The following is a 26,905-nucleotide window of genomic DNA, read 5'->3' as shown; positions in this document are numbered from 1 at the left end:
GACGGCGCCCGACCCGCACGCCACCGGGCGGCCCGACGCGTGCGGCGGACCGCCCAACGGCGGCACGTCCGAGGCGACGACCTGCGGCGGCACGTCGGAGGCGGCGGCCGGGCCGCCCGAGGGCGCGGCCGGTGCGGCGGGTCACGAGTCGTCGGCGGGGAGTTCGGGCACGTCGGGGGCGTCGACCGCGCGCGGGCCGAGGACGCGCTCGATCCAGCGCGCGGGCTCGGCGATCTCGGCGTGCGTCGGCAGCGTCTCCGGCGACGTCCACACCTCGTTGAAGCCCGCCATCCCGACCTCGCCGACCACGGCGCGCACGAACACCGCGCCCTCGGCGTACTGCTTCATCTTCAGGTCGAGGCCGAGCAGGCGGCGGACGGTCTTGTCCAGCCGCGACCCGCCCTCGCGCCGTCCCTGGAACCGCGACCGGATCTTCTGGACGCTCGGCACGACCTCGGGCCCGACCGCGTCCATGACGAAGTCGCCGTGTCCTTCGGCGAGCGTCATGACGGCGGTGAGCCGGTCGAGGACGGCGCGCTGCTCGGGCGACTGGATCGCGTCGATGAGGTTGCCGTCGCCGCCGCGGATCGCGTCCGCGACGACGTCGGCGGCGTCCCGGATGCGGTCGAGGAGCGCGCCGGGGTCGAGGTCGGAGGCCAGCAGGAACTCGGTCATCTGGTCCTGCACGTACTCGCGCAGCCAGGGGACGCCGGTGAACTGGGCGCGGTGCGTCTCCTCGTGCAGGCACACCCACAGCCGGAAGTCGTGCGGGTCGACCTCGAGCTCGCGCTCGACGTGGACGATGTTCGGCGCGACGAGCGTGAGCCGCCCGGTGGGCGCGCGGCCCTCCGGGTCCGGCGGGAGGAACAGCTCGTACTGCCCGAGGACGCGGCTCGCCATGTACGCCAGCAGCCCGCCGACCTGCAGCCCGGTGACGCGGGACCCGACGGCCTGCACCATAACGCCGCCCGGCCCGTAGCCGAGGAACCCGGACGTGCGCCGCTCCTGCATGCGCTCCATGAGGGGTTCGAGCACCACGCGGAACCCGTCGACGTTCGCGCGGATCCAGCCGGGCCGGTCCACGACGGTCGCGGGCGCCGGATCGACCTCGCTGGCCATGCCCGTGAACTCCCGGACGTGGCCGTGCGCGATGGCCGACAGGTCGCGCAGCTCGGCCACGACCTCCCGGGCCTCGGCGTGGCTGACCTGCGGCCCCGGCCGGACGAGCCGGGTGCCCGCCTGGACCGCCGTGTTCCAGTCGATCATTGAGGCGCTCATGAACACCACCGTACGTCTCGGCCGCGGCGCCGCTGCGCCCTGCTCGATCGTTCAACGAACGACCGTGGTGGTTATCTCCCGTACGTCCGGCTCCACACCCCGTCAGCAGCCGCAGGCGGCGACGGACGCGGCCAGGAGGTCGAGGACGCCGGGATCGACGGGCGCGGTGCCGTCCCCAGCCATGAACGCGAACGCCAGCAGCCGCCCGGACGCGTCCGCCGTGATCCCGGCAAGCGTGCTGACGCCCGACAGCGTCCCGGTCTTGGCGTGGACGGTGCCCGCGCCCGCCGCGGTCTGCGCGGTCGTGTAGCGCGGCGGCCGGAGCGTCCCGGAGAACCCGGCGACCGGCATCCCGGTGATGACGGACCGCAGTTCGGGGTGGTCGGGGGACGCGGCGAGCGCGGCGAGCCGGGCCAGCGCGTGCGGCGTGATGCGGTTCGCGGCCGACAGCCCGCTGCCGTCGTTGACCGAGACGCCGTCCGCGACGCCGAGCCCGGCGAGGACCTGCCGCACCGCCGCGGCGGCCCCCGCGAACGACGGCTCCGCGCCGCGCTTGATCGCGACCTGCCGGGCGACGGCCTCCGCGACGTCGTTGTCGCTCTCGGTCAGCAGGTGCTCGATCAGCGCGGACAGCGGCGGCGACTGGACGGCGCCGAGCTGCGCCGCGCCCGTCGCGGCCCGCACCGAGCGGCCCGCCGACGCCCGCACGCCGTCGCGCGTCAGCAGCCGGGCGAACGTCTTCGCGGCGGCGGCGGGCGGGTCCTGGACGCGGGCGCGCGACGCCGGGTCGACGCGCCCCTCGTCCACGGTGAGCGCGCTGACGGGCGCGGCCTCGCCGTCCGGGAGGTAGTTCGGCTTCCACCCGTACGCGGTGCGCGGCCCCTGGTAGGCGGTGGCGTCGTAGTCGACGCGGGTCTGCGCGACGCCGCGCGCCTTCAACGCGGCGGCGGTCTGCGCGGCGAGGTCGGCCAGCGACGCGTACGGCGGGTGCGCGGCGTTCTTCGCGGCGGGCAGCGCGGTCAGCGTCGGATCGCCGCCGCCGACGAGGACCACGTCGCCGCCGTCGCCCTGCACGGCGCGGGTCGTGATGCGGTGCGCCGGGCCGACCGACGCGAGCGCCGCGACCGTCGTCGCGATCTTGGTGGTGGACGCGGGCGTCGCGGGGGCGTCGGCGTTCCTGGCGAACAGCTCGCGGCCCGTCGCCGCGTCCAGGACGACGGCGTTGACGGGCGTCTTCGTCGTGCCGAGGACGGCGTTGAGGCGCGCCGTCAGCGTCCCGGCGTTCGGCAGCGGCGCGCTCCCGGTGTCGGCGGCGCGGACGCCCCCGGACGTCAGCGCGACCTCCCGTTCGGCGACCGCGGGCGGGCGCGGCGCGAGCCGCCGCTCCGGTGTGAAGTTCGCCACTGCGGCGCCGGCGCCGACACTGAAGACGTTCAGCAGGGACAGCGTGGTGATTGCTAGGGTGCGGGCCCCCATCGGCGCCTGAACGCCCCTCTCCTGCTCGGCACTGACCAACGTGCGACATCCTTGTACCGGGTAACCACCCTGTGGGGGTCGGCCTCACCCGCACAGACTCCCGAAAGACTATTCACTGCGAGCGAGCAGGGAGCGGAGGACACCGATGGATTTCGACGTCACGATCGAGATTCCCAAGGGCCAGCGGAACAAGTACGAAGTAGACCACGAGACCGGGCGCATCCGTCTCGACCGGATGCTGTTCACCTCCACCCAGTACCCGGCGGACTACGGGTTCATCGAGGACACCCTCGGTGAGGACGGCGACCCGCTCGACGCCCTCGTCATCCTCCAGGAGCCGACGTTCCCCGGCTGCCTCATCCGCTGCCGCGCCGTCGGGATGTTCCGCATGACCGACGAGGCCGGCGGCGACGACAAGGTGCTGTGCGTCCCCGCGACGGACCCGCGCATGGAGCACCTGCGCGACATCCACCACGTCGCGGAGTTCGACCGCCTGGAGATCCAGCACTTCTTCGAGGTCTACAAGGACCTGGAGCCCGGCAAGTCCGTCGAGGGCGCGAGCTGGACCGGACGGGTCGAGGCCGAGCAGGAGATCGAGCGGTCCCGCAAGCGGTTCGCCGACCAGGGCGGGCACTGATCCCGGCCGCGCGGCGGCCCGCTCCGTCCGCTCCCGCCGCCCGTGGCACGGCATCAGCGGTCCCCTCCGCGCGGAGGGGACCGCGGCGTCTCCCCGTCAGCCCGCGGGACGCGTCGCGCCGATGAGCCCGGCGCGGTGGACCGACGAGACGCGGACGCGCGCACCGGTGTAGGGCGCCTCCACCATCCGGCCTCCCCCGACGTAGATCCCGACGTGGTGGATCGTGGCCGGGTCACCGGTGTCGTCGGCGAAGAAGACGAGGTCTCCCCGGCGCAGTTCGTTCAGCGGTACATGCGGGCCCGACGTCCACTGGGTTCCCGTCCAGTGGTCGAGGCGGACGCCCGCGCGAGCCCAGGCGTACATCGCCAGACCCGAGCAGTCGAAGCCCTTCGTGCGCGCGCCCTGCTCGATGCCGCGGCTCGGCCCGGCTGTCGTACCCCCGCCCCAGGAGTAGGGCGTGCCCAGCCAGCGGAGCGCGGCGCGGACGACTTCGGCGCCGCGTCCCCTGCCGCGCGGCGCCGCGCGTAGCTCTTGCTTTCCTGGGCGGTGGCCGAGGCGGCGGCGCAGGTCCCGGACGCGGGCCTTGAGGGTGCGGACGGTCGCGCGCTGCGCCGCCTCCTCGCCGCGCGCGGCCTGCTCGGCGGCGGCGGCGCGGTTCGCCGCTGCGGCGCGCTCGGCCAGCGCCGCGGCGGACCGGCGGCGGAAGACGTCGGCGACGATCGCCGTGGCGCGGACTCGGTCGACGGCGGCGGCGCGGTGGCGGGCGACGACCTCCGCGAGTTCGGCTCGGTCGAGGTAGCCCTGCGGGCCGCCCGATCCGGTGAGCGCGGCGTAGGGGCCGAAGCCGGTCGCCTCGCGGTACGCGGCGGCGGCGAGCGCGGCGAGGTCGGCGCGGGCCGTTTCGAGGGTGCGCTGCGCGGTCCCAGCGCGGCGGGCGGTGTCGTCGGCGTCGGCGCGGGCGCGACCCAACGCGACGCGCGCCGCGTTGTAACGTTCCACCGCCGCCTCGGCACACGCGTCGAGTCGATCCAACTCCCCAACGGCCTGCGCCAGCCGCACCGCGATCCCCCCGACGTCCCCGGGCCTGCGACCCCGCCGAGCAGCGAAAGCGTCCAACGCGGCCACACGCCGCGCGGCGACCGCGCCCGGCCCGACGAAGCGAGCGGCCGCGCCGAACCCGTCCGACACGGCCACGCGAGCGGCGGGTACGCCCGACACGGCCGTGCGCTCGGCGGCGAGCGCGCCCGATACGGCGAGGCGGGCGGTTCCCCGAACAGCGAACGCGTCCAACGCGGTCGCGCGCTGGGCAGCGAGCGCGCCCGGCCCAGCGAAGCGGGCTGCTGCGCCGAGCGCGGCCGTGCGCTCGGCGGGTACGTCCGATGCGGCCGGGAGCGCATCCGATGCGGCGACGGCCCTCCCGCGGGCAGGCGACGCGTTCGACCTGGCGTTCGCCTGTGCGGCGGCCGCGGACGGTTCCGGACCGCGCGCCGCGACCGGCGCGGTCGCGGCCGTGCCGGTCGCGGCCGTGCCGAGGACGCTCGCGCAGGCCAGGACGGTCGTTCGACGACGCACGGAGATGATCATTCACCGAACGTAACCGTCCAAGATCATTCTTGTCGCGGCGACACTCAGCTTCCGGACGGAGCGGGTTCGGAGTCGGTGGACGGCGGCGAGGCCGGGGTCGTCGGTTCGTCGGTCTGCGGCGGCGTGGACGCGCCGCCCGCGGGCGGGCCGTCCGGCGTGCCGCCGCCCGTCCGCGTGCCCGGCGTCGTCGGGGCGGGCTGCGGATGCGACGGCCGCCGCGGGCGCGGACGCCCACCGGTGGACCGGTCCGGCGGCGGCAGCGACGCGCTCGCGCCGAAGCTGTAGCTCCCCGAGACGGGCACCGTCGCGGTCGGCTGCCCCGCCGCAGGGCGGGTGGGCCGGGCGGTGACCCGCGCGCCGGGCCGCGCCGAGGGCGCGTCGGCGGTCGCCCCCTCGGCGGCCCCGCCGCGTCCGGCGGCGGGCTCGGAGCCGTTCGCGCCGTGCCACAGCGCCAGCGACAGCGCGCCCGCCAGGACGAGCGCGGCCGCCCCGGCGGTGAACACGAGCCCGCGGCGGCCCCCGCCGCGCCGGGCCGGGCGGCCGGGGAGCGCCGGGAAGCCGTCCGCGCCGAAATCGGTCACGCGGGCCGCGACGAACAACCGGCGGCCGACCAGCTCCGGATCGCGGAAGCACGCGATCGTCTCCGGGCGCAGCGCGCGCGGGATCGGCGGGCGCGGCAGCTCCGCGAACACCTTCGCCGCCGACACCGTGCGGGGGGCGCGCGGCGCGCAGACGTCGCAGTCGCGGACGTGCTGGAGCAGCCGCGCGGGCCGGTCCGCGTCCGCCGGGCGGTCGGGGCAGGGAACGTCCGCGAGGATCTCGGCCGTCAGCGCGGCCTCCAGCTCGCGGTGCGCCCGGTCCAGCGCGGCGTCGCCGTCCGGGACGCCCGCGACGCGCGCGGCGTCGGCGGGGTCGAGGCCGTGCTCGTGGCGCAGTCCGAGCAGGTCGCGGGCCTCGGCGGAGAGCGCGGCGACGGCGCGGCGGGCGGCGCGGCGCGGCCCCGGCTCGCCGTCGTCGTCCCCGTCCTCGCCCGCGGCGGGCGCGCCGCCGCTCTCCGCGCGGGCGCACTCCCCGGCGGCCAGCGCGAACAGCCAGGCGCGGAATCGTCCGGCCTCGCGCAGCCGCCAGACGTGCGTCTCGGCGACGACGAGCGCGTCGCGCAGGGCGGTCCGCGCGGCGTCCGCGTCGCCCAGCCGGGAGCGGCAGTAGGTGTAAAGGCCCTCCCCGTAGGCGTCGTACACGGCGGCCGGTGCGTCGGGCGCGCGCGCTCGCAGGGCCTCGACCAGAAGGCGGTCGTCCATGAGGGGAAAGGTAAAGGCTCACGCGCAGAGCGCATGGCAGTTTACCGACATCGGCAGCAACCATTAAGCGTTTCATCCGGCTCCAGAAAGGTTGCGTCGATTGCCCCCGGCCGCTGCGGGCCGTCCCTGAACCGGCCGCCGTTTCCAGGCAAAGCGGACGCCGAGTTGACAGTGTCACGATTACAGTGTCACCATCGGCGGCATGGACGACACCTGGACGATCCGGCAGCTCGCGGAGCGCGCCGCGGCGGTCCTCGCCGCGGACGAGCCGCCGCGCGCCAACGGCCGGGTGCGCGACGTGCCGAACGAGCGCCTCGTCCGCTGGTACACGACGATCGGCCTGCTCGATCCGCCGCTCGGGCGGCGCGGCCGGGTCGCGCTGTACGGGCGGCGGCACCTGCTGCAGCTCGTGGCGGTCAAACGCCGCCAGGCGCAGGGGCGGTCGATCGCCGAGATCCAGGTGGAGCTGGCCGCCGCCACCGACGCGACGCTGGCCGCCGTCGCCGGGATCGAGGACGGCGCGCCGGAGCCGCGGGAGAGGTTCTGGGCCGCGCGGCCCGACGTCTCGTCCCGGGTCCCGGCCGTCCTGGCGGAGAGCGCCCCGGCCCCCGCGGCCGGTCCGGCGCCGGTGCGCGGCGTCCGGCTCGCGCCCGGCCTCACCCTCCTGCTGGACGACGCCGACCTCGACCGCGACGACCTCGACGCCATCGCGCACGCCGCCGGCCCGCTGCTGCGCGAGCTGCGCCGCCGCGGCCTGCTCGCCCCCGACCCCGCCGCCCCGTCCGAGCCCAGCACGTCCGACCACCCAGCCGGGAGAGCCCAGTGACCGTGCGCATCGCCCCCCTCGACGACCCCGAGCCCCCCGTCGCGGAACCGCCGGGCGGCGGTCTCGGCGCCCTGACCACCGAGCGCGGCAACCTCCCGCTCGACACCGTGGACGTCCGCGCGTCGATCACCGGCCTCGCCGCCGGGCTGGACGTCGTGCAGGGCTTCCGCAACCCGTTCGACGTGCCGCTGGAGGCCACCTACGTCTTCCCGCTGCCCGACCGCGCCGCCGTGACGGCGCTGCGCATGGAGGTCGCCGACCGCGTCGTCGACGGCGTGCTCGCCGAACGCGGCGCGGCGCGAGCGCGGTACGACGCGGCCGTCGCGGCCGGGCAGCGCGCCGCCATCGCCGAGGAGGACCGGCCCGACGTCTTCACGCTGCGGGTCGGCAACATCCCGCCCGGCGAGCGGGTCACCGTGCGGCTGACGCTCAGCCAGCCGCTGCCGTACGAGACGTCCGGCTCCGGCGGCGTCGCGGAGTTCCGGTTCCCGCTCGTCGTCGCCCGCCGCTACGTCCCCGGCGCACCGCTGGACGGGGAGCAGGCCGGGCGGGGCGTCGCGCCCGACACCGACGCGGTGCCCGACGCCTCCCGGATCAGCCCGCCGGTGCTGCTGCCCGGCTTCCCCAACCCGGTCCGGCTCGGCATCACGGTCGACGTCGACACCACGGCCCTGCCGCTCACCGAGATCCGCTCCGCGCTGCACGTGGTGTCGGAGGAGTCCGCGCCGGGGCGCACGACCGTCCGGCTGGACCCGGGCGAGCGCCTCGACCGGGACTTCGTCCTCCGCCTCGGCTACGGGGCCGCGGAGGTCGCCGCGCTCGCCCTCGCGCCGGACCGCGACGAGACGGGCGGGACGTTCACGCTGACCGTGCTGCCGTCCGGCGAGCACCGGGTGCGGCCGCGCGACGTCGTCCTCGTCCTCGACCGGTCCGGCAGCATGGGCGGCTGGAAGATGGTCTGCGCCCGGCGCGCCGCCGCGCGCATCGTGGACACGCTCACCGCCGACGACCGGTTCGCCGTCCTGTCCTTCGACACGGTGACCGAGCGCCCCGACCTGCCGGCCGGGCTCAACCCCGCGACCGACCGCAACCGGTTCCGCGCGGTGGAGCATCTGGCGGCGGTCGACGCGCGCGGCGGCACCGAGATGCTCGCGCCGCTGGACGAGGCCGCCGGCCTGCTCGCCGACGCCGGGCGAGACCGGGTGCTCGTCCTGATCACCGATGGCCAGGTCGGCAACGAGGACCAGTTGCTCGCCCGGCTGCTGCCCCGGCTGACCGGCGTGCGCGTCCACACGGTCGGCATCGACCGCGCCGTGAACGCCGGGTTCCTGCACCGGCTGGCGGCGGGCGGGCGCTGCGAGCTGGTCGAGTCCGAGGACCGGCTGGACGCGGCGATGGAGGCGATCCACCACCGGATCGGCGCGCCGCTGGTCACCGGGCTGGAGCTGGTCCCCGCCGGGCTCGCCGTCGACCCCGACAGCGTCGCGCCGCGCCGGTTCGGCGCGCTCTACCCCGGTTCCCCGCTGGTCGTCGCGGGCCGCTACACCGGCCCGCCCACCGGTGACGTCGTCCTGCGCGGCACGGCCGCCAACGGCGAGCCCTGGGAACGGCGGCTCGCCCCGGCCGTGGTGGACGCCCCGGCGGCCGGTGCGATCTGGGCGCGCGCCCATCTGCGCGACCTGGAGGACCGCTACGTCATCGAGGGCACGGTCGACCAGGAGCAGCGGATCGTGCGGACGTCCCTGCGGTTCGGGGTGCTGTGCCGGTTCACCGCCTTCGTCGCGGTCGACTCGGAGCGCGTGAACACGACCGGCCAGGCACCGCACCAGGTGATCCAGCCCGTGGAGGACGCCTTCGCCCAGCGCGGCCCGGTTCCCGTCCCGCCCGCGGTGCCGGGCGCCCCGGCTCCAGGGGCGCCCGCTCCGCGCCGGGCGAAGCGCGCGCTCCGCGCCGCAGGCGATCGCGGCGCCATGCCTCCGGCCCCCGCCGCGTTCAGCGCCCCCGCCCCCGACGCCACCGCCTTCGGCGCCCCGCCCGCCCCCGGATCGGCCCCGCGCCCGGCGACCCCGCCCGCCCCCTCGGACCCCCCGCCCGTCCCTTCGAGCACACCGCCCGCGCCTTCGAGTCCCCCGCCCGCCTCTTCAGGACCCGCGCCAACCCCTTCGGGTCCCGCACCGGTTCCTTCGGGAGCCGCGCCGGTTCCGTCGAGCACACCGCCCGCTTCCCCAGGACTTCCGCCCGCCCCTCCGAGCAGACCGGCCGCCCCTTCGGGACCTCCGCCCGCGCCCCCCGCCGCGCCCTCGCCCAACGCGCCCGCCGGCGGCTACGGCGCAGCACCGGACTCGGCCGCCGAACGCGCCGCCGCACCCGACGAATCCGCGGTGCCCGGCATGCCGTACCCGATAGACCGCCCCGTCCCGCCGACCCCCGCAGCACCGCCGCTGCCCGAACCGGAGACCACGAAGGCCGTCCTCGCCCGGGAACTGCAGGCGCTGCGAACGTTCACGGGCACCGAGCCCGAACGCCGCACGCATCTGCTGTACCACCTGCTGCCGATTCTGGAAGCGGCCCTGAACCGTGTCGGCCCGAACACGCTCAACGGCCTGAACGACCTGGTCACCGCCCTGCACACCTACCGAGCGAACCCGACCCCGCCCACCACGGAAGCCCTCTGGACGCGAACCATCACGGCCCTCGACACGATCACCACCCCGCCGAAGCGCTCCTTCTGGAAACGATCACGCTGACCCACCCCAGCACCACCCGCCAAACCCCCACAGACACACGCCAAGACCCCAACAGAAAGGACCCCCCGCCGCCCGACGCCGCCGCAACACGCCGCCGCCCGACGCCGCCGCTCCGCGTCCGCACCCCGCCGGGGGAAGAGGTCGGCGGTCGCGGGAAATGAGACTGCGACGGCTGCGGCAGACGCTGAACACGGCACTCCGGGGCACTGCGCCGACGATCACGTGAGCTAAAACGCGGCAGCGGCTTCTCCGGCGGACGGCATGACGGCGGCGTTTCCACAAGCGAAGGAACGCGGCTCTGCCAGGGCAAGGGTCGGCGGTCGCGGAAAGAGATCGCGACGGCTGTGGCAGACGCGGGACACGGCTCTCCGGGGCACGGCGCCGACGATCACGTGAGCGAGAACGCGGTGGCGGCTTCTGCGGCGCGGCATTGCGGCGAAGTTTCCGCGAACGACGAAACGCGGCTCTGCCAGGGCAGGGATCGACGGTCGCGGAAAGCGAGACCGCGGCGGCTGGGGGAGACGCGGAAGGCGGGCCCCGGGGCGGGGCGTCAGCGGTCGCGGGAGCTAGGCAGCGGCGGCGGATTTCTCCGGAAGGGCGGCATGACGTCGGCGGTCGCATGAACGAGGTAGCGGCGACTCGGCCGGGGCAAGGGGTCGGCGGTCGGGGGAGTGAGACCGCGCGGCTGTAGCAGGCGCGGAAGGCGGCGCTCCGGGCCGGGGCACCGGCGGTCGCGTGAGCTGAAACGCGGCGGCGGTTTTTGGTCGGGCGGCAGGGTCGGCGGGCGCGGGAGTGAGGCAGCGGCCGTATCGCCGGAGGGGCGGGTCGGTAGCGGTGGTCGTCAGGGGTGGTGCGGCCTCCGCTCGGTGGTCCGGGCGGAGGCCGGCCGTCGCCCGCGCGTCGGCGGGGTCCGTCGACGCGGGGCGGCGGCGGTGGGCGTCAGTTCTCGTCGCCCTCGGCCAGCTCGCGCCGCCACGCCTCGATCTCGACGGCCTCGTCGGCCGGGAGTCCGAGACCGTTGATCACCGGCAGGGGAAGTTCGTTCATCGGATGCCTCCAGTTGTCGGTACGAAGTCGATCGGTCACTCATCGTAGGGCGTCGGTGGTCGGAGGCACGGGCGTTTCCCCGTCCAGCCCGGTGTGCAGTGCGCAGAACGCGAGGATGTCGGCCTGTAGGCCGAGCCAGCGGTCGAGGGAACGCGCGCCGTGGCCGACGCCGTCCTCGCAGCGCAGCAGGACGGGACGGTCGGCGGCGGTCGCATGCCGCAGGGCGGCGGCGAGCTTGCGGGTGTGCAGGGAGTCGACGCGCGCGTCCGTCCTCGGGCAGGTCAGCAGCACCGCCGGGTAGCGGGTGCCGGGCGCGACCAGGTGGTACGGGGAGTAGGTCAGCAGCGTGGCGAGCTGGTCGGCGTCGTCGGCGGTGCCGAACTCGCCGGTCCACAGGCGGCCGAGCCCGAACCGGTGGTAGCGGACCATGTCGGTGAGCGCGTCCGAGCACACGACCGCCGCGAAAAGGTCGGGCCGCCGGACGAGCGCGGCGGCCGCCATCAGCCCGCTGTGCGACGCGCCCTTGACGGCGAGCCGCTTCGGCGTCGTCCACCCCTGCGCGACGAGCCAGTCGGCGGCGGAAAGAAGATCGGCGACGGCCGCGGGCTTGTTGGGCCCGCGCCCGGCGTCATGCCAAGCGGCGCCGTGCTCGCCGCCCCCGCGCACCCCGGCCACCGCGTACGCGCCACCCGCCCGAACCCACGCGGCGACGACCGGCGAATACGCGGGCGGCGTCGAAGCCCCGAACCCGCCGTACGCAGTGAGCAGCACCGACAACGGCCCAGCCGCCCCGACCGGCACGACAACGCGCAGCCCGACCGACGTCCCGTCAAACGACCGATAACTGAGCTCGCGGACCTCCGACCGCCCCACACCACCGCCCGCCCTGATCCCGGCCCGCCACGCAACCGCCACCCGCCGAGCAACCTCCGCCGAGCCAACACCCGCCTCACGCGCAACCGCCGCCGCATCCCGGCTGGGCGAAAACCCAGTCGACAGCTCCCCCGGCCGCCCCGCCGACTCGGCGTGAACACCGGCGAACCGCTCAGCAGCACGCCGCCGAACAGCCTCTCCCCCACCTCCGCCGGGCGAGGCTCCGACCGACAGCGACTCAGCACCCGCCCACCGAACCGCCGCGTCCGCGCGGCCCCCAACGGCAGACCGCTCGGCGGCCGACCCCGCCCCATCACCCGACGACGAGCCCGCGCGCGACGACTCGGCACCTGTCCGCCCGACCGCCGTGTCCGCGTAGTTCACAACCGCAGACCGCTCGGCAGCCGCTCCACCGGCCGACTGCCCAGCCTCTTCACTGAGCGAGGACCTGCCAGGCTCGGTCAGGCTCGCCGCCGATTGCTCGCACGCGTCGGCCGACGACCGCTCGACAGTCGGCCCGGCACCATCACGCGACGCCGAACCCGCGCCCGCCTGCCCGACCGCCGCGTCCGCGCAGCCTCCAATCGCAGACCGCTCGGCAACTGCTCCAGCAACTACCGGCCCCGCCTCGCGAGGGGCGGACCCACCGGGTGACGACCCGACGTCCCGCCAGCTCGCCGTTGGTTCCGCGCACACGCTGGCCGACGCTCGCTCGACAGCCGCCCGATCGCGAGTCGGCTCTTCGCCGTCACACGGCGACTCGACGCTCACCCACCCATCCACCGCATCCGCGCGTCCCTCAACCGCAGGCCGCTCGTCGGCCACCCGGCCATCCGCCGGTCCCGCGTGGCCGATGGCCGACGATTGCCCAGAAGTCTCGACGCGGACGGCCGGTTCGCCGTGTTCGTTCGGCGGTGGGGCGATCACCTGGCGGGTGAACGCTTCTACGGCCTGAGGCGGGTCGGGGGTTACGCGGCGAGCGGGCGGCTCGTCGGCGTCGACGCTTGGGAGTTCGGCAGTCGTCGGGCGGCTAGGCGACTCGATGTCTTCGGCGGCTGGGAAAGACTCTCGGACGAGCCGGTACGTAGCCGAATTGGTGTCTTCGGCGGGCAACGGTTCGTCAGTCGGCCCGCTGGTGGCCGACTCGACTACAGCCGGATGTGCGTCGGAGGCTGTCCGGCGTGCGGGCGGCTCCGGGACGTCGATGGATGGATTGTGAGGTGTGCGGTGGTTGGCGGGTTCTAGGCGGTAGACGGTCGGGGGCGTGGTCACGTCGGTGTAGACGAACCATGCGCGGTCGCCGCCCTCGGGAGGTGCGGTGAGGCGGGTCAGCGTGCCTCGGCCTGGGAGCGGGATCTGGGCTAGGGCCGCTCCCTCGGTGTTGTGCAGCCATAGTTCGCCTGCGCCGTTTCGGGTGCGCGTGATCAGCAGGCGCGGTTCGGGGTCGGTGAGGAGCGCGCAGGCGGTGAGGACGCTGCCGGGTTCTTCGGGGATCAGCGTCGTCCAGTTGGCGGAGTGCGGTGCGGCGGGGTCCACGGCGCACAAGCGGCCGAAGGGCGAGTCGGCGTCGGTGATCGCGTAGATGCGGCCGTCCGGGGCGAACTTGAGCGCGGCGCGGGAGCCGTCGCGGGAGCCGTCGCGGGAGCCGTCGTGGATCAGGGTCGCGGACCGCGGCGCGGCGGGGTCCGCGAGCCAGAGCAGGTTTCCGGCGGCGGCGCCCTGGGCGGCGCTGAGCATGAGCCGCCGACCGTCCGGGCTGATCACGACGGAGAACTGCGGGAGGTCGGTCGCGAAGACCTCGGTGTCGGCGGACGGATCGGTCCCGACGCGGTGCAGGAGCAGCCGCCGTCCGCCCGCGCCGCCGCCTGGCGTGTCCGCGTAGTAGAAGGCGGTGTCGTCGGGGAGCCAGGCGATCGGCGTCACCCGGCCCGGCCGCAGCGGCGGGCCGACGTCCCGGCCGCGTTCGACGTCGAGGACGCGCAGTTCGGGGCGTTCGCTGCCGCCGCGCGAGAGCTGGTAGGCGACCAGTCCGCCGCCGGGCGACGGCCGCCACGCGTCGAGCGTCGTCCCGCCGGACGGGTCGAGGACGGCCGGGTCGAGCAGGACCCGCTCGGGGCCGTCCGCGTCCGCGACCATCAGCCGGGGGAACGGTCGGCCCGGTGCGCCGCGCAGGTAGAAGCGGCGGCCGCGGCGGCACACGGGCGGGGTCGCGGCGGTTCCGGCTCCCGCGGCGTCCTCCAGGAAACGCCGGAACCGGCTGCGACCGGTCCAGCGCGCGGCTTGGTCCTCGAACTCGACCGCCCGTTCGCCCAGCCAGGCGGCGCACGCAGCCGAGTCGCCGTCCTCCAGCCACCGGTACGGATCATGGACCGTCCGGCCGTGCAGGACGTCCACCGCCCCACCGCGTGTTCCCGCCACCGTGCCGTCCATACGCCCCCCGTCGTCGCCGAACGTCATTGTCCACGCCGGAGTGTGACCGATACGGCGGAACGAAAGAAGCCGCAGGCGCGCACGCTGCGCGGGGAGCTGGGTGTCGGCAGGGCGGAACGGACGTGCGTCGAATGCGTACCCTCGGACGCGCTGCAGCGGACGCTCCGTACGGGCGCAGTCCTCCCTACATCAGTCGCACAACAGCGGACGCCGGACGCGCGCCGCATGCGTACGGTCGGACGCGCTGCGGCGGACGCTCCGCACGGGCGCAGTCCTCCCTACATCAGTCGCACAACAGCGGACGCCGGACGCGCGCCGCATGCATACGGTCGGGCGCCGCGCCGGACGCTCCGCACGGGCGCGGGTCTCTCGACGTCAGTCGCACAGCAGCGGCCGCCGGGCCGGAATGCGCGCGGACGAGCTTGGCCCGGCGCGGGATGTACGGGTCGAGCGCGAGGTCACCGAACCGGCGCGCAACGCGGCCCGGCCGCGCTCGGCGGCGGGCCGACCACCAGCTCGACGACGCGCAGCCGGCACTCGGCGGAGCGAACGGTCGCCGGAACACCGCGCGAGGGAATGACCGACGCGCAGGTTTCGGCGGGCGCGCCGAACTGCGGCGACGGCTCGCGGCGGGAACAGCGTCAGAGCGGAACGCTGAACGCGCGGCAAGCCTCGTTCAGAGACCGTGGGACGCCCGTCTCAATCGCAACGAGTCGGCCAGGTCGGCGTGATCATCGCGCGGCCGTGACTCGGGAGACCAGCGCGGCGGCGGTTCGCCGATTGCGGCCGTCCGGATGCACGTTCGGCGGCGGGTTGCGTGGGGTAGGCGCGGGCGAAACCGACCGCGATCGGAGGCAATCATGGGTGGTGAACAGGAGTTCGCACCGGGCGACGAGGTCGAGTGGAGCAGCCACGGGGTCCGCGTTCCCGGCCGTGTCGAGGGTCGGATCACCGAGCGGACGCGCGCGGCGGGGCGGGAGGTCGCCGCGTCGGAGGACGACCCGCAGTACCTGGTCCGCAGCGACAAGAGCGGGAAGAAGGCCGTCCACCGGCCGTCCGCGCTCACCGAACGGGATCGGGACGGCTGAGGTCCGCCCCGCCCGTCCGCCGCCGGTAGTAGTGGAGCGTCACCGCCAACAGCAGCGGGCCCCATGCGATCAGTGGCGCGTAGCACGCGTACATGAGCCACAGTGCCGGGCCGTGCGATCCCTCGCCGGGGCCGTTGCCCAGGATTGCCGCCGCGAGGTAGGCGACGGCGAGTGCGGTGATCGCGAAGCCGCCCAGCACGGCCGGGACGACCGCGCTCCGGACGGCGATCGGCCGACCGCCCGCGAACGGCACCCAGCGCGGCCACCGCTCGCCCCACGGTCGGACGAGTCCGAGCGTCAGGAAGGCCAGTCCTTCCGCGAGCACGCTGAGCGCGACTATGTACGCCGATCCCCAGCCGGGCGCGCCCAGGGTCTGCGACACGTCCGGGCCGAGGCCCATCGAATAACCGAACGCCAGCGGCAGCCGCCAGAGGCCGGACGGCAGCGTGGTGAGCGCCGCGAGGGCCGCCGCGCGTCGCGCCCACGGCGGTATGTCCGTTCGGAAGGCATTCCGTTGTGCAACCGCGCTTCCGCTGATCACGATGACTCCTTGGCGCTCGGAACCCGTCTGTCCGAGCATCCGGGTGGTCGCCGTTCGCGAGCCTCCCCCGTCGGAGGGAGATCAGCGTCGCGGACTCCCCCGCGCGGCTTGTTCGCTCCTAGTCACGCCTTGTTCCGACAGCGGGGTCAGTCTGCGAGCGCCTGGACGACCTCCCAAGCGGACAGGACGCTGCGCGCGGACGGCCTACGTTCCCGCGATTGAGCAACCGTCGAGACGCGACATCGCGAACAGTCGTCGGTCGAGGGCGGCGACGCGCGACCGCGCGCCGAGAGCGATCCACGAACGGCCACGACTCCAGACCGCGCACGGACGTCGGACGAACCACCCCGCGTCATGGACCGCGCGACGGGAACCAACTGCTGAACGCACGGTCACCAGCTTTTACGGGCGCGGGTCACCACGTTGCGACCCGGTCACCACCCCGGCAGCCGTCGAATTGACCACGCACGATCGCCGGTTGCCTGAAGGCCGACCCACCGCACCAACGCGAACCGCGCGCGGCGAACGATTGCGCCAGGACGCATCGGCGGTGTGCGAACCGCGCAGCGCACGAACGTCCGGCGCCTTGGAACGGTCCGCCTGCGGGGTTCGGTCACCGCATGCAGGTCGTCCGGAAAGCGTCAGAGTGCCCAGGAAGGCGGGCGCTTCTCGAAGAAGGAGCGGCGGCCCTCGTCGGCTTCCGGGCTGACGAAGAGTTCGGCCGAGAGGCGTTCGGCTCGGGAGAACGCCTCGGTGCGGTCCAGGCCGGGGAGGTCGCGGACGAGGCGTTTCGTCGCCGCGAGGGCGTTCGGTTCGGCGCGGCGGATGCCGTCGAGCATGGCGGTGACGACGGTGTCGAGTTCGTCGCGCGGGCAGGCGGCGGTGACGAGGCCCGCGGCGACGGCGTCCGCGGCGGTGAAGGTCTCGCCCGTCAGGAAGTAGCGGGACGCCGCGCGGGACGTCATGCGCGGCGCGCACGCCACGGCGATCATCGCGGGGGCGACGCCGATGCGGACCTCGGTGAACGCGAACGTCACGTCGTCCGGGGCGACCGCGATGTCGCACGCGGCGACGAGCCCCACGCCGCCCGCGCGGACGGTGCCGTTCAGCCGCGCGACGACGGGCTTCGGCAGATCGAGCAGCGCGGTGAGGATATCCGGGATGCCCGGCCCGGCGGGCGGGGCGCCGGACGCGATCTCCTTCAGGTCCGCGCCGGCGCAGAACACCGTGCCGCTGCCGGTCAGGACGACGCCGCGCACCGCGTCGTCGGCGCCCGCGCGCTCGATCGCGGCGGCGAGGCCCGTGCGCAGCGCCGCGGACAGCGCGTTGCGGTTCGCGGGCGAGTCCAGCGTGATCGTCGCGATTCCGCGCTCCACCTCGTACCGGACGACGGTCTCTTCGCTCACCGGGTCTCCCTCCCGAAACGGCGGCACGCGCGCCGCGGCCGTCCTCGCTTTATAGCGCGCCCACCCGAAGCCGACCGAACCCGACTCGGTCCTACCGCCCAGCAACACGGCCCGCCGACCGAACGCACCGCACCGCGCGAAAGGGCCAGACGCACTACAGAGCCGAGCCACCAAGCCACCGCACCCCTGGCCCACCGCACCACCGGCCCACCGCGCCACCGGTCCACCGGTCCACCGGTCCACCGGTCCACCGGTCCACCGGTCAAATGCTGCCGAGTCGCCAGCCGCCGGTCCACGCCGCCGGATCACACACCGCCGATCCACCGGCCGCCAGGTCCCCGTGCGACTGGGCCACCGCGCAACCAGGCGGCCAGGTAACCGCCAGCAGCACAATCGGGCCGCCCACCCCGGACTGCCGCGCTGCCGGCCGATGCATCGCAGCGAGCCACCGTGTCGCGGCGCCGCAGCGAGGTGTCGGGCGTGAGTGCCGTGCTCGTGTCGTGCGGCGCGGAGTCCGCGTGTTCACGGAAGTCGGAGGTTGGGCGTACCCATCGCGGGCCGCGTCGAGCGGTGCTCAATCGGGAGAAAGCGCGCGCTTAGTGGTACTGAATCCGTTGCGTGGCCGTCCGGTGACGCCGGGCTCGTGTCGTTCCGTGGGCAGTCCACGTGTTCACGGAAGTTGGACGTTGGGTGTTATCCGTTGCGGGCCGCGTTGAGCGGTGCTCAACCGGGAGAAAGCGCGCGCTTGGCGGTAATGAACCCGTTGCGTGGCCGTCCCGGTGGCGCCGGGCTCATGCCGTGCGGAGTCCACGGGTTGGCGGAAGTCGGAGGGGCGTATCCGTTGCGCGCCGCGTCGAGCGGTGCTCGGCCGGGAGGAAGCGCGCGCGGTTGTGTGCTGAGTTCGTTGTGGGGTTGTTCCGGCTGCACGGTGGCGTCGGGGCTTTTCGGGGGTGGCGTCCGGTCGGAGGTGGGCGGGCGGTTAGCGTCCTGGCGGGCCGTTGTCGTTCGAGGGAGTTGCCGATGCCGTACACGCTCGACGACCTTGCGGGTGCGCCCGGGACGGAGCTGTTCCAGTCCGGGTGGGTCGAGGTCGGGCCGCAGGACGAGGAGGCGTTCTGCCAGGCCACGTTTCTGCGGGAGGACTTTCTCGGGCGTCGTCCGTCGCCGGTCGGGGCGGCGGGTGAGCGGGCGGTTTCGGGGTTCCTCCTGTTGTCGATGCTCGCGGCTTTCCACAAGCGCGAGCTGAGGTTGCGCGGCGGCTACGCCCTCAACTACGGGCTCGACCGGGTGCGGTTCGTGCGCCCGGTTCCGACGGGGGCGCGGGTGCGGGTTCGGGCCGAGTTGGTGGAGGCCGTGGAGAAGGAGCCCGGCCGGACCCGCGTCACGACGCGCAACACGATGGAGGTGGACGACGGCGGCACGAGTCCGCGCACCGCCGTGATCGCCGACTGGATCATGTACGTCGTCACGTCCGGCTGAACGCCGCAGGGCGTCGGCCACTGCGGCCCGCACGACGGCCCGCGCAGGACGGCTGGGCGCATACGGCAGGCGCCCAAGGTCGCGTTGGTCGTCGCGGCCCTGGGCGCCTGGCGTTCGCGGGTCGGTCAGGCCGGGATGTGGGCCACGTCCCGGGACCAGAAGCGCTGGCCGCTCGCCGCGTCGAGGAACGCGCGGACGAAGGACTCGTCCGCCGTCGCCGCGACGAGGACGCCCGGCGCGTCCTGGGGCACCCCGGCGCGTTCGAGGACCTTCGCGCCCGCGCCCACGGCGGCGATCGGCTTGCCGTGCTTGTACGCCTCCGTCACGAAGAAGACCGCGAGGCCGTCCCCGGAGAGGGTGTCGGCGGCGCGTTCGCCGTCCGGGACGAGGATCGCGTCGTACAGCACCGACGCCATCGTCGGCAGCGCCCGCGTGACCTCGACGCGCCCGCCGTCCGCGGCCTGGACGACGCCGTCCGTCCGCGCGAGCAGTTCGGGCACCGCGCCCTTGGTGGCGAGCGCCTCCCCGGCGGCGACGATCGAGGACGAGTCGCTGCCGTCCGCGACGAGCACCGCCACCTTGCGGCCGGGCAGCGGCTCGCCGACGAGGTTGAGTTGGCTGAGCGCGGGCGACGTCCGGCCGTGGTTCGGCAGGACCTCGTCCGGCACCGGCACGCCGACGCCCTCGGCGACCTGCGTCGCGAGCCCGTGGTCGACGTGGTTGAGGTGCTTGACGACGCCTTCCCGAATGGACGCGTCGTCGACCTTGCCGAGCTCGAACCGGAACGCCGAAACGATGTGCTCCTTCTCGAAGTCGGCCATGCTGTTCCAGAACAGCGTCGCCTGCGAATAATGGTCCTCGAAGCTTTCGGCGCGCTTCCGGATGAGCTTTCCGTCGACCTGTTCCGGATAGTGCCGGAAAGCGGTGTCCCCGGCGAGCGCGGGACAGCCGCCGGAGATCGAGTTCTTGTGGTACGACGTGTGCGGCGTGTCGATGCGCATCTGGTGGTAGCCGTCGCGGTGGTGGTTCCGCACCGGCGCGACGGGCTGGTTCACCGGAATCTGCGGGAAATTCGGCCCGCCGAGCCGGATGAGCTGCGTGTCGAGGTAGGAGAAGATCCGCGCCTGCAGCAGCGGGTCGTCGGTGAAGTCGATGCCGGGCACCACGTTCGCGATGCAGAACGCGACCTGCTCGGTCTCCGCGAAGAAGTTGTTCGGGTTACGGTTGAGGACGAGCTTCCCGACCGGCCGGACCGGCACCTCTTCCTCGGGAATGATCTTGGTGGGGTCGAGCAGGTCGAAGTCGAACTTGTGCTCGTCGGCGGCCGGGACGAGCTGCACCCCGAGTTCGTATTCCGGGTAGTTCCCCTTCTCGATGCGGTCCCACAGGTCGCGCCGGTTGAAGTCCGGGTCCTTGCCCGCGACCTTCTGCGTCTCGTCCCAGTCCATCGAGTGGACGCCCGCCTTGGGCTTCCAGTGGAACTTGACGAACGTCGCCTCGTCGCGGTCGTTGACCAGCCGGAACGTGTGGACTCCGAACCCCTGCATCTGCGCGTAGCTGCGCGGCAGCGCCCGGTCCGACATGGCCCACATCATCATGTGGATCGTCTCGGGCTGGAGCTGGACGAAATCCCAGAGCGTGTCGTGCGCGGACTGCGCCTGCGGAATCTCGTTGTGCGGTTCCGGCTTCACCGCGTGGACGAAGTCGGGGAACTTGATCCCGTCCTGGATGAAGAACACCGGCATGTTGTTGCCGACCAGGTCGAAGTTCCCCTGGTTCGTGTAGAACTTGGTGGCGAACCCGCGGACGTCGCGCACGGTGTCGGCGGACCCGCGCGATCCGGCGACGGTCGAGAAACGCACGAACACCGGCGTCTCGATCGACGGGTCGCGCAGGAATTCCGCGCGCGTGTATTCGGCGAGGGAGTCGCCGTACACCTGGAAGACGCCGTAAGCGCCCGCCCCGCGCGCGTGGACGACGCGTTCGGGAATGCGCTCGTGGTCGAAGTGCGTGATCTTCTCGCGCAGGATGAAGTCCTGCAGCAGCGTCGGCCCGCGCTGGCCCACGGTCAGCGAGTTGTCGGTGTCGTCGACCTGGATGCCCTGATCCGTCGTCAACGGCGCGTCCTGGGGAGAGACCCGGTAGTTCTCCAGTTGCTCGTCCTTGGCATCGCGGCGACCGTTCGCCATCCTCGCCACCTTCCGTTCCGTATCCGGCATCGCGGAGCGAGTCGTGCCCGGAAGGCGTGGCGATATGCAGGTTTTACCGCGAATTACCGGATCTCTTGATCGGCGGCGAAGGTGAGCGTCCTGGTCGGCGGCTCCTCGGCGGGCGGCGTCGCGCGGATCGTCCGGCGCGCCCGCAGGCACCGGACCATCTCCTCGGCGTACGGCAGCGCGCCGAACACGCCCATCGCGCCGAGCAGCGCGAGCCGCGTCCGCCACGACAGCGGGTCGGGGCGCTTCCGGCGCACCCGCAGGTCGGCGCGGTGCAGGTCCCGGCCGAACAGCGCCCGCGCCTGGTCCCAGTGCAGGACGGCGAGGAACCCGGTCGCCATCAGCGGCACGACCTCCAGCAGGCTGTGGCAGTGCTGCTCGAACGGCGTGACGCGGCGGCGGTCCTCGGCGTAGCTCACGTCCCACGCGGCCGTCGCGGCGTGGACGCCGAGCGCGCCGCCGCACACCGCGAGGACGCCCGAGTTGACCTCGCAGAACAGCCCGAGCACCACCGGGACGCCCGCCTCGGCCATCATCAGCGAGTGGATCACCGACTCGTGCGCGCCCGCGTTGCGCTCGATGTGCGTGCGCCGGTGGCACCACCAGTCGGCGAGCCCCGCGCCGAGCCAGAGCGGGACGACGCCGCCGATCAGCCCGCGGCGCGTCGCGGTCTCCACCCCGAGCGTGCGGCGGACCGCGTGCGGCTTGCGCACCACGGACCGGGCGGGAGACGGCAGTTTCATCGGACGTGCGCCTTTCGTCGGTTACGGTCCTCCCCCGCTACCCGACACGCGGCGATGTAAGCCTTGACCTCCACCGCACCTGAGGTTGCACGCTCGTCCCATGAGCCTCACCGAACAGGAACGCGCCTACCTGCGCACGCAGCGCCTCGGCCGCCTCGCGACCGTCGGTCCGGACGGCGACCCGCAGAACAATCCGGTCGGCTACCGGTACGACGCCGAACGCGGCACGATCGACATCTACGGCTACAACCTCGGTACGAGCCGCAAGTTCCGCAACATCCAGCGGAACCCGCAGGTCGCGTTCGTCGTGGACGACATCGCCAGCCTCGACCCGTGGAAGGTGCGCGGCATCGAGATCCGCGGGACGGCCGAGGCGCTCACCGGCCAGGAAACCCCGTCCGGGCTGAGCGGCGAGGTCATCCGAGTCCGGCCGCGCCTGGTGTTCACGTGGGGTGTGGACCCGTCCGCCGAGGGCATGGCGCGCCGCGAGATCCCCTGACGCGGATCAGGGGACGCGCGCGACCACGCAGAGCATCGAGACCTCTTCGACGGAGGGCCGCTCGTCCACCGGTTCGTCCGGCCGCCAGTCCACGACCGAGCCGATCCCGGGCTCGACGAGTTCCAGGCCGTCGACGAACCGCAGCACCTCGTCGCGGGAGCGCATCCGGAACGGGACGCCGCTGCGCACGTTCGCCGCGTCCGCCTCGGCGCGCGCCTCCGGCGTCAGGTACTCGTCGGTCGCGTGCGAGATCACGACGTGGCTGCCGGACGGCAGGATCTCCCGCAGCGTCGAGAAGATCTCGTACGGCCGCTCGTCGTCGGTGACGAAGTGCAGCGTCGCGACGAGCATCAGCGCGACCGGCCGGCCGAGGTCCAGCGTCCGCAGCAGGTCGGGATGGCGGACGATCTTCTCCGGGTCGCGCAGGTCCGCGTCGAGGTAGGCGGTGCGCCCCTCGGGGACGCTCGTGAGCAGCGCGCGGGCGTGGACGAGCACGATCGGGTCGTTGTCGGCGTACACGATCCGCGACTCGGGCGCGATGGCCTGCGCGACCTCGTGGACGTTCCCGGCGGACGGCAGCCCGGTGCCGATGTCGAGGAACTGCCGGATTCCGGCGTCCGCCGTCAGGTACGTGACGGCGCGGCGGAGGAACTTGCGGTTCTCGACGGCGGCGAGCCGCACGGTCGGGAACGCCGAGGCGACGATGGCGGCGGACTCGCGGTCGGCGGCGTAGTTGTCCTTGCCGCCGAGCCAGTAGTTGTACCGCCGGGCCGGGTGGGCCTTGGTGGGGTCGATCCCGCGGGGGGCCTGCTCGTCGTCCACTGCAACCTCGGTTTCCCAGGTCCCGCGCCGCAGGGACCATGATCCGCCCATTGTGCCCACTCATCCGGTGATAGCGACAGTTGACCGGCATGTTGGGCAGATACGGCGAACTGGTGGCATAAGCCCGCACGTCCGGCCATGATCGTTCCCGGTGCGCAGCGACGATCCCAGGAGGCGGGTCATGGACCTGCACTACAGCCCGTTCGATTTCGGCATCCAGAGCGACCCCTATCCCGTCTACCGGCGGCTCCGCGAGGAGGCCCCGGTCTTCCGCAACGACGCGGACGACTTCTGGGCGATCTCCCGGCACGCGGACGTCCTCGCGGCGCTGCGCGACCCGTCGCGGTACTCCAGCCGCAACGGGCTCCGGCTCGAACCCGCGTTCTGGGGGCCGCAGGCGGAGCGGTTCTTCTCGTTCGTCGCGATGGACCCGCCGAAGCACACGCGGATGCGGAGCCTGGTGGCGCGCGCGTTCACGGCCAAGCGCGTCCAGGAGCTCGCGCCGCGCATCCGCGAGATCGCCCTGGCGTGCCTCGAACCCGCCCTCGACGGCGGGACGTTCGACCTCATGACGGACTTCGCGGGGCGTTTCCCGACGGACGTCATCTCCGAACTGGTCGGCGTCCCCGAGGCCGACCGCGCCCGCGTCCGCGACCTCGGCATGGCGATCATGTACCGGCCCGAGGACGACGACGGCACCGACCTGCCGCCCGAGGCCGTCGCCGCCATCGGCGCGCTCGTCGGCTACTACACCGAGCTGACCGTCGAGCGCGCCCGCGAGCGCCGCGACGACCTGCTGTCCGGGCTGCTCGACGCCGCCGAGGGCGAGGACCGGCTGACGCCCGAGGAGGTCGTCGGCGTGCTGATCCTGCTCGTCGGCGCGGGCATCGAGACGACGATGCTGCTGCTCGGCAACGCCTGGCACGCCGCCTACGAGCACCCCGACCAGCGCGCGAAGGCGTTCGCGGGACGCGTCGAGGACTGGGTCGAGGAGGCGCTGCGCTACGACCCGCCGACGCAGGCCATCGCGCGCACCGCCGTCGAGGACGTCGAACTGCACGGGCGGACGATCCCGGCGGGCGCGCGCGTCCTGCTGCTCACCGGCGCCGCGAACCGCGACCCGGAGGTCTTCGCCGAGCCCGACCGGTTCGACCTCGACCGCGACACGAGCGGGTCGCTGGCGTTCGGGAACGGGCGGCACCACTGCCTGGGGGCGAGCCTCGGGCGGCTGGAGGCGCGCATCGCGCTGGGCGAGCTGACGGCGGTCGTCGCGGACTACGAGATCGACACGGCGAACGCGCGCCGGGTGAACTCGTCCAACGACCGCGGCTTCGCTTCCCTACCGACGCGCATCACCCCCCGCTGACCCACCACGGCGCGGCCCCGGACTCCACAGAGTCCGGGGCCGCGCCGTTTCCTCCCGGTTCCGGTTTCGTTGTGACGCGGGGGGCTCAGGCGTCGCATGGGGCACGGGTGCGGACGGATTCCACACCCCTGCGAATCCCTCGCGCCGCTCGGCGTGGCGTCGCCGCTTCGGCGGGGCGCCGCCGGGACGCGTAGCCCGCCGCGTCGCCGCGACGCCCGGCCGAGGCGGGAACGGCCCGCCCGTCCGCCGGTGAGCGTCTTGACCCGGGGCCGCCGTGTCGGATATCACCAACTGGTTACTTGCCGGTAATTTGCGCATCGGGGACAGGCCATGAGGAGGAGATCGTGAGCGATCCGGCCCTTGACGTTCCCTGGGGGACGATCCCGCGTGAGCTGATCGACCCGATCCGGCCGTATGTCGACGACATCGCCCGGGAGATGATGCAGTGGATCCAGCAGCGCATCCCCGAGTACGCCCGCCCCATCGACAGCAACTACGGCCGCAAGATGTGGCAGTCGATCCGCCGCGCGGTCGCCGACTTCCTCACCATCGTGTCCCGCCCCGGCGCGTCCTGGGAGACCGTCCACGCGACGTACGCCGAGATCGGCGCGTACGAGGCGCGCAAGGGCCGCAGCCTGGAGGGCCTGCAGACCGCGATGCGGCTGTGCGGGCAGGTCGCCGCGCGCGGCCTCGCCAAGCAGGCCGCCCGCTCGGACTGGCCGCACGAGACGCTGGGGCGGCTCACCGAGTCCCTGTTCGCCTACCTCGACGCGATCTCCGAGGCCGCCGCGACGGGCTACGCCGCCGCCAAGGACCGCCCCGAGACCCAGCGCGCCCAGTTCCGCGCCCGCCTGCACGCGATGCTGACGGGCGAGGGCTTGGTGGACCGCGCCGCCGTCGCGCAGCTCGCCCGGTCGGCGGGCTGGACCGCGCCGAGCACCATCGCCGTCGTCGCGGTGCGGCCGCCCGCGGACGGCGCGCCGCCGCCGGTGCTGCCGCCGCCCGTCCTGACCGACTGGAGCGGACCGGTCCCGTCGCTGATCGTCCCCGACCCGGACGGCCCCGCCGGCGACCCGCTCCGGAACGGGCTGGGCGGGCTCGCCGCCGCCGTCGGCCCAACCGTGGACCTGTCGCGCGGCGCGGTGTCGCTGCGCTGGGCGCGCCGCACGCTGGAGCTGGCCGAGCAGGGACGGATCGAGTCGCCCGGCGGCGTCGTGCGGTGCCTGGACCACCTGCCGACGCTCGTCGCGTCCGCCGGGCTGGACCTGCTGGAGGCCGCGCTGCCGCAGCGGCTCGCGCCGATCATGGAGCTGCCGCCGAGCCGCCGGGAGCGCGTCGTCGACACGCTGCTGGCGTACCTGGAGACGGGCCGCAACGCGGCCGCCGCCGCGCAGCGCCTCCAGGTCCACAAGCAGACGGTCCGGTACCGGCTCAGCACGCTGGAGGGCCTGCTCGACCACGACCTGGCCGATCCGGACCGCTACCTGGAGCTGATGATGCTGCTGCACACCTGGCGGTCGCTGCTCAGGACCGAGCGTCCCTAGCGGCGGTCGACCAGCATCGTCTGGAGGCCGCGGCCGACGCGCCCGGACGCGTCCCCGAGGACGGTCTCGACGAGCCCGCCGCCGCCCGGGTCGGCGTGCATCGCGCCGTCCATGAAGATCCACTCGCCGACCGGGTCGCGGTGCAGCGCGACCGTCAGGTCGGTGTTGATGACCAGGTGGGAGGCCAGGTCGATCTCCCCCGCGATGCCCGACCCGGTGTCCGCGACGACGAGCGCGCGCACGAGCGGCGAGTCCTGCTCGTCCGCGACGAGCGGGACCGTCGCCCGCCCCCAGGCGGCGGCCGGGCCGAGCTTGTCGAACGAGCCGTGGACGAACCGCCACTCCATCGCGGACAGGTAGCCGCCGACGTGCGCGCCGGGCCAGGTCGTCAGCGGCGTGGCGGACGCGGGCAGCGGCGGCGGCGCGGGCGCGTTCCGCAGCGGTTCGAGCCCGTCCGGCGCGGCGGCGACGCGCCAGGCGGACGCACGGACGACCGTCCGCCCGTCGTGCGTCAGCTCGCCGTCGAGGAACTGGACGCGGCGGCCGGGCCGGACGGTCCGCACCGCGACGGACAGGTCCGCGACCGGCACGGGCGCGAAGATCTCGACGGTGATCCGCGCCACGCGCAGCCCCGGCGCGGGCTCGTGCCGCTCGAACGCCCGGCCGAGCAGCGCCGCGACGGGCCCGGCGTGCTGCGTCTCGGGCGACCAGGGCCCGGCGGTCGCCGGGGTGCTGCGGAACCGGCCGCCGCCGAGCGGTTCGTAGAAGGCCATCGCGTCCTCCAGACCTGGGAGCCGGAACCGAGCCTAGGCGGCGCCCGTGCGCGCTGTGAAGATCACCGGACGCGGGCCGCGGCCCCGCCGTGTACCGGACGCCACGGCATTTCAGGCCAGGACCGGCCAGATATCGGACCACCGGGAACGGTGATACGCCCGTAACCACAGGGCATTCAGGGATAAAGTTCTCCCCTGGCCGCCGCGCGGGCACCACGCGCCCCGGCGG

General features: G+C 74.1%; 19 protein-coding genes. 8 read left to right on the top strand and 11 right to left on the bottom strand.

Annotated elements, in window-relative coordinates; translation table 11 throughout:
* Positions 1 to 141 precede the first annotated feature (141 nt).
* Together G339_RS33820 and dacB are read right to left on the bottom strand one after the other, a co-directional pair.
* A complete protein-coding gene (locus G339_RS33820; protein ID WP_019631962.1) occupies positions 142 to 1,266 on the bottom strand; it encodes a zinc-dependent metalloprotease in 1,125 nt (374 codons plus the stop codon).
* A gap of 114 nt (positions 1,267 to 1,380) precedes the next feature.
* Entirely contained in the window at positions 1,381 to 2,682 is a 1,302-nt protein-coding gene (gene dacB / locus G339_RS0115325) for a D-alanyl-D-alanine carboxypeptidase/D-alanyl-D-alanine endopeptidase (RefSeq protein ID WP_019631961.1), read from the bottom strand.
* Between the two features lie 217 nt (positions 2,683 to 2,899).
* Between dacB and G339_RS0115320 the strand changes: the two genes are divergently transcribed.
* Positions 2,900 to 3,391, top strand: a complete 492-nt coding sequence (locus G339_RS0115320; RefSeq protein ID WP_019631960.1) for an inorganic diphosphatase — start codon at positions 2,900 to 2,902, stop codon at positions 3,389 to 3,391.
* 96 nt (positions 3,392 to 3,487) lie between these two features.
* Here G339_RS0115320 and G339_RS33815 read toward each other — a convergent pair whose 3' ends face one another.
* A complete protein-coding gene (locus tag G339_RS33815) occupies positions 3,488 to 4,975 on the bottom strand; it encodes an NlpC/P60 family protein (RefSeq protein ID WP_084693254.1) in 1,488 nt (495 codons plus the stop codon).
* Positions 4,976 to 5,019: 44 nt separating this feature from the next.
* On the bottom strand, positions 5,020 to 6,276 hold the full coding sequence (locus G339_RS36715; protein ID WP_019631958.1) for an RNA polymerase sigma factor: 1,257 nt from the start codon (positions 6,274 to 6,276) through the stop codon (positions 5,020 to 5,022).
* A 202-nt stretch (positions 6,277 to 6,478) separates the two neighbouring features.
* On the opposite strand from G339_RS36715, the gene G339_RS38795 reads away from it, so the two are divergent.
* Together G339_RS38795 and G339_RS33805 are read left to right on the top strand one after the other, a co-directional pair.
* Positions 6,479 to 7,102 (top strand): MerR family transcriptional regulator, encoded by a 624-nt coding sequence (locus tag G339_RS38795; protein WP_019631957.1) that lies wholly within the window; start codon positions 6,479 to 6,481, stop codon positions 7,100 to 7,102.
* Positions 7,099 to 9,849, top strand: coding sequence for a VIT domain-containing protein (locus G339_RS33805; RefSeq protein ID WP_051107842.1), 2,751 nt, complete (start codon positions 7,099 to 7,101; stop codon positions 9,847 to 9,849). The genes G339_RS38795 and G339_RS33805 overlap by 4 nt, the downstream gene beginning before the upstream one ends.
* Before the next feature lie 1,086 nt (positions 9,850 to 10,935).
* Here the strand turns inward: G339_RS33805 and G339_RS36710 are convergent.
* Positions 10,936 to 14,187 (bottom strand): prolyl oligopeptidase family serine peptidase, encoded by a 3,252-nt coding sequence (locus G339_RS36710; RefSeq protein ID WP_169514737.1) that lies wholly within the window; start codon positions 14,185 to 14,187, stop codon positions 10,936 to 10,938.
* Positions 14,188 to 15,059: 872 nt separating this feature from the next.
* Between G339_RS36710 and G339_RS0115265 the strand changes: the two genes are divergently transcribed.
* A complete protein-coding gene (locus tag G339_RS0115265; RefSeq protein WP_019631950.1) occupies positions 15,060 to 15,287 on the top strand; it encodes a hypervirulence associated TUDOR domain-containing protein in 228 nt (75 codons plus the stop codon).
* On the opposite strand, the gene G339_RS0115260 is transcribed toward G339_RS0115265, so the two are convergent.
* Together G339_RS0115260 and G339_RS0115255 are read right to left on the bottom strand one after the other, a co-directional pair.
* Positions 15,262 to 15,828: a hypothetical protein gene (locus G339_RS0115260; protein ID WP_240489819.1), complete on the bottom strand. Its 567-nt coding sequence runs from the start codon at positions 15,826 to 15,828 to the stop codon at positions 15,262 to 15,264. The genes G339_RS0115265 and G339_RS0115260 overlap by 26 nt on opposite strands.
* 641 nt (positions 15,829 to 16,469) lie before the next feature.
* Positions 16,470 to 17,234, bottom strand: coding sequence for an enoyl-CoA hydratase family protein (locus G339_RS0115255; RefSeq protein ID WP_019631948.1), 765 nt, complete (start codon positions 17,232 to 17,234; stop codon positions 16,470 to 16,472).
* 1,020 nt (positions 17,235 to 18,254) lie between these two features.
* Between G339_RS0115255 and G339_RS36705 the strand changes: the two genes are divergently transcribed.
* A complete protein-coding gene (locus G339_RS36705) occupies positions 18,255 to 18,713 on the top strand; it encodes a MaoC/PaaZ C-terminal domain-containing protein (protein WP_019631947.1) in 459 nt (152 codons plus the stop codon).
* Positions 18,714 to 18,838: 125 nt separating this feature from the next.
* Here the strand turns inward: G339_RS36705 and G339_RS0115245 are convergent, their stop codons facing one another.
* Both G339_RS0115245 and G339_RS33785 read right to left on the bottom strand, forming a co-directional pair.
* On the bottom strand, positions 18,839 to 20,902 hold the full coding sequence (locus G339_RS0115245; RefSeq protein ID WP_019631946.1) for a catalase: 2,064 nt from the start codon (positions 20,900 to 20,902) through the stop codon (positions 18,839 to 18,841).
* An 83-nt stretch (positions 20,903 to 20,985) separates the two neighbouring features.
* A complete protein-coding gene (locus tag G339_RS33785; RefSeq protein WP_019631945.1) occupies positions 20,986 to 21,672 on the bottom strand; it encodes a hypothetical protein in 687 nt (228 codons plus the stop codon).
* Between the two features lie 100 nt (positions 21,673 to 21,772).
* On the opposite strand from G339_RS33785, the gene G339_RS0115235 reads away from it, so the two are divergent.
* Positions 21,773 to 22,171 (top strand): PPOX class F420-dependent oxidoreductase, encoded by a 399-nt coding sequence (locus G339_RS0115235; protein ID WP_019631944.1) that lies wholly within the window; start codon positions 21,773 to 21,775, stop codon positions 22,169 to 22,171.
* A gap of 6 nt (positions 22,172 to 22,177) precedes the next feature.
* Here the strand turns inward: G339_RS0115235 and G339_RS0115230 are convergent, their stop codons facing one another.
* Entirely contained in the window at positions 22,178 to 22,993 is an 816-nt protein-coding gene (locus G339_RS0115230) for an SAM-dependent methyltransferase (RefSeq protein ID WP_019631943.1), read from the bottom strand.
* A 181-nt stretch (positions 22,994 to 23,174) separates the two neighbouring features.
* On the opposite strand from G339_RS0115230, the gene G339_RS0115225 reads away from it, so the two are divergent.
* Positions 23,175 to 24,359 (top strand): cytochrome P450, encoded by a 1,185-nt coding sequence (locus G339_RS0115225; RefSeq protein ID WP_019631942.1) that lies wholly within the window; start codon positions 23,175 to 23,177, stop codon positions 24,357 to 24,359.
* 344 nt (positions 24,360 to 24,703) lie between these two features.
* Complete coding sequence (locus tag G339_RS0115220) at positions 24,704 to 25,903, top strand: PucR-like N-terminal domain-containing protein (protein WP_019631941.1); 1,200 nt, start codon at positions 24,704 to 24,706, stop codon at positions 25,901 to 25,903.
* Here the strand turns inward: G339_RS0115220 and G339_RS0115215 are convergent.
* Complete coding sequence (locus G339_RS0115215) at positions 25,900 to 26,676, bottom strand: thioesterase family protein (protein WP_019631940.1); 777 nt, start codon at positions 26,674 to 26,676, stop codon at positions 25,900 to 25,902. The two genes, G339_RS0115220 and G339_RS0115215, sit on opposite strands and share 4 nt — an antisense overlap.
* Positions 26,677 to 26,905 lie beyond the last annotated feature (229 nt).

Origin of the sequence: Actinomadura atramentaria DSM 43919, from assembly GCF_000381885.1 — a bacterium.
Taxonomy (GTDB): domain Bacteria; phylum Actinomycetota; class Actinomycetes; order Streptosporangiales; family Streptosporangiaceae; genus Spirillospora; species Spirillospora atramentaria.
The sequence above is the reverse complement of the archived record's forward strand: the minus strand, read 5'-3'. Positions and strand labels throughout refer to the sequence as shown.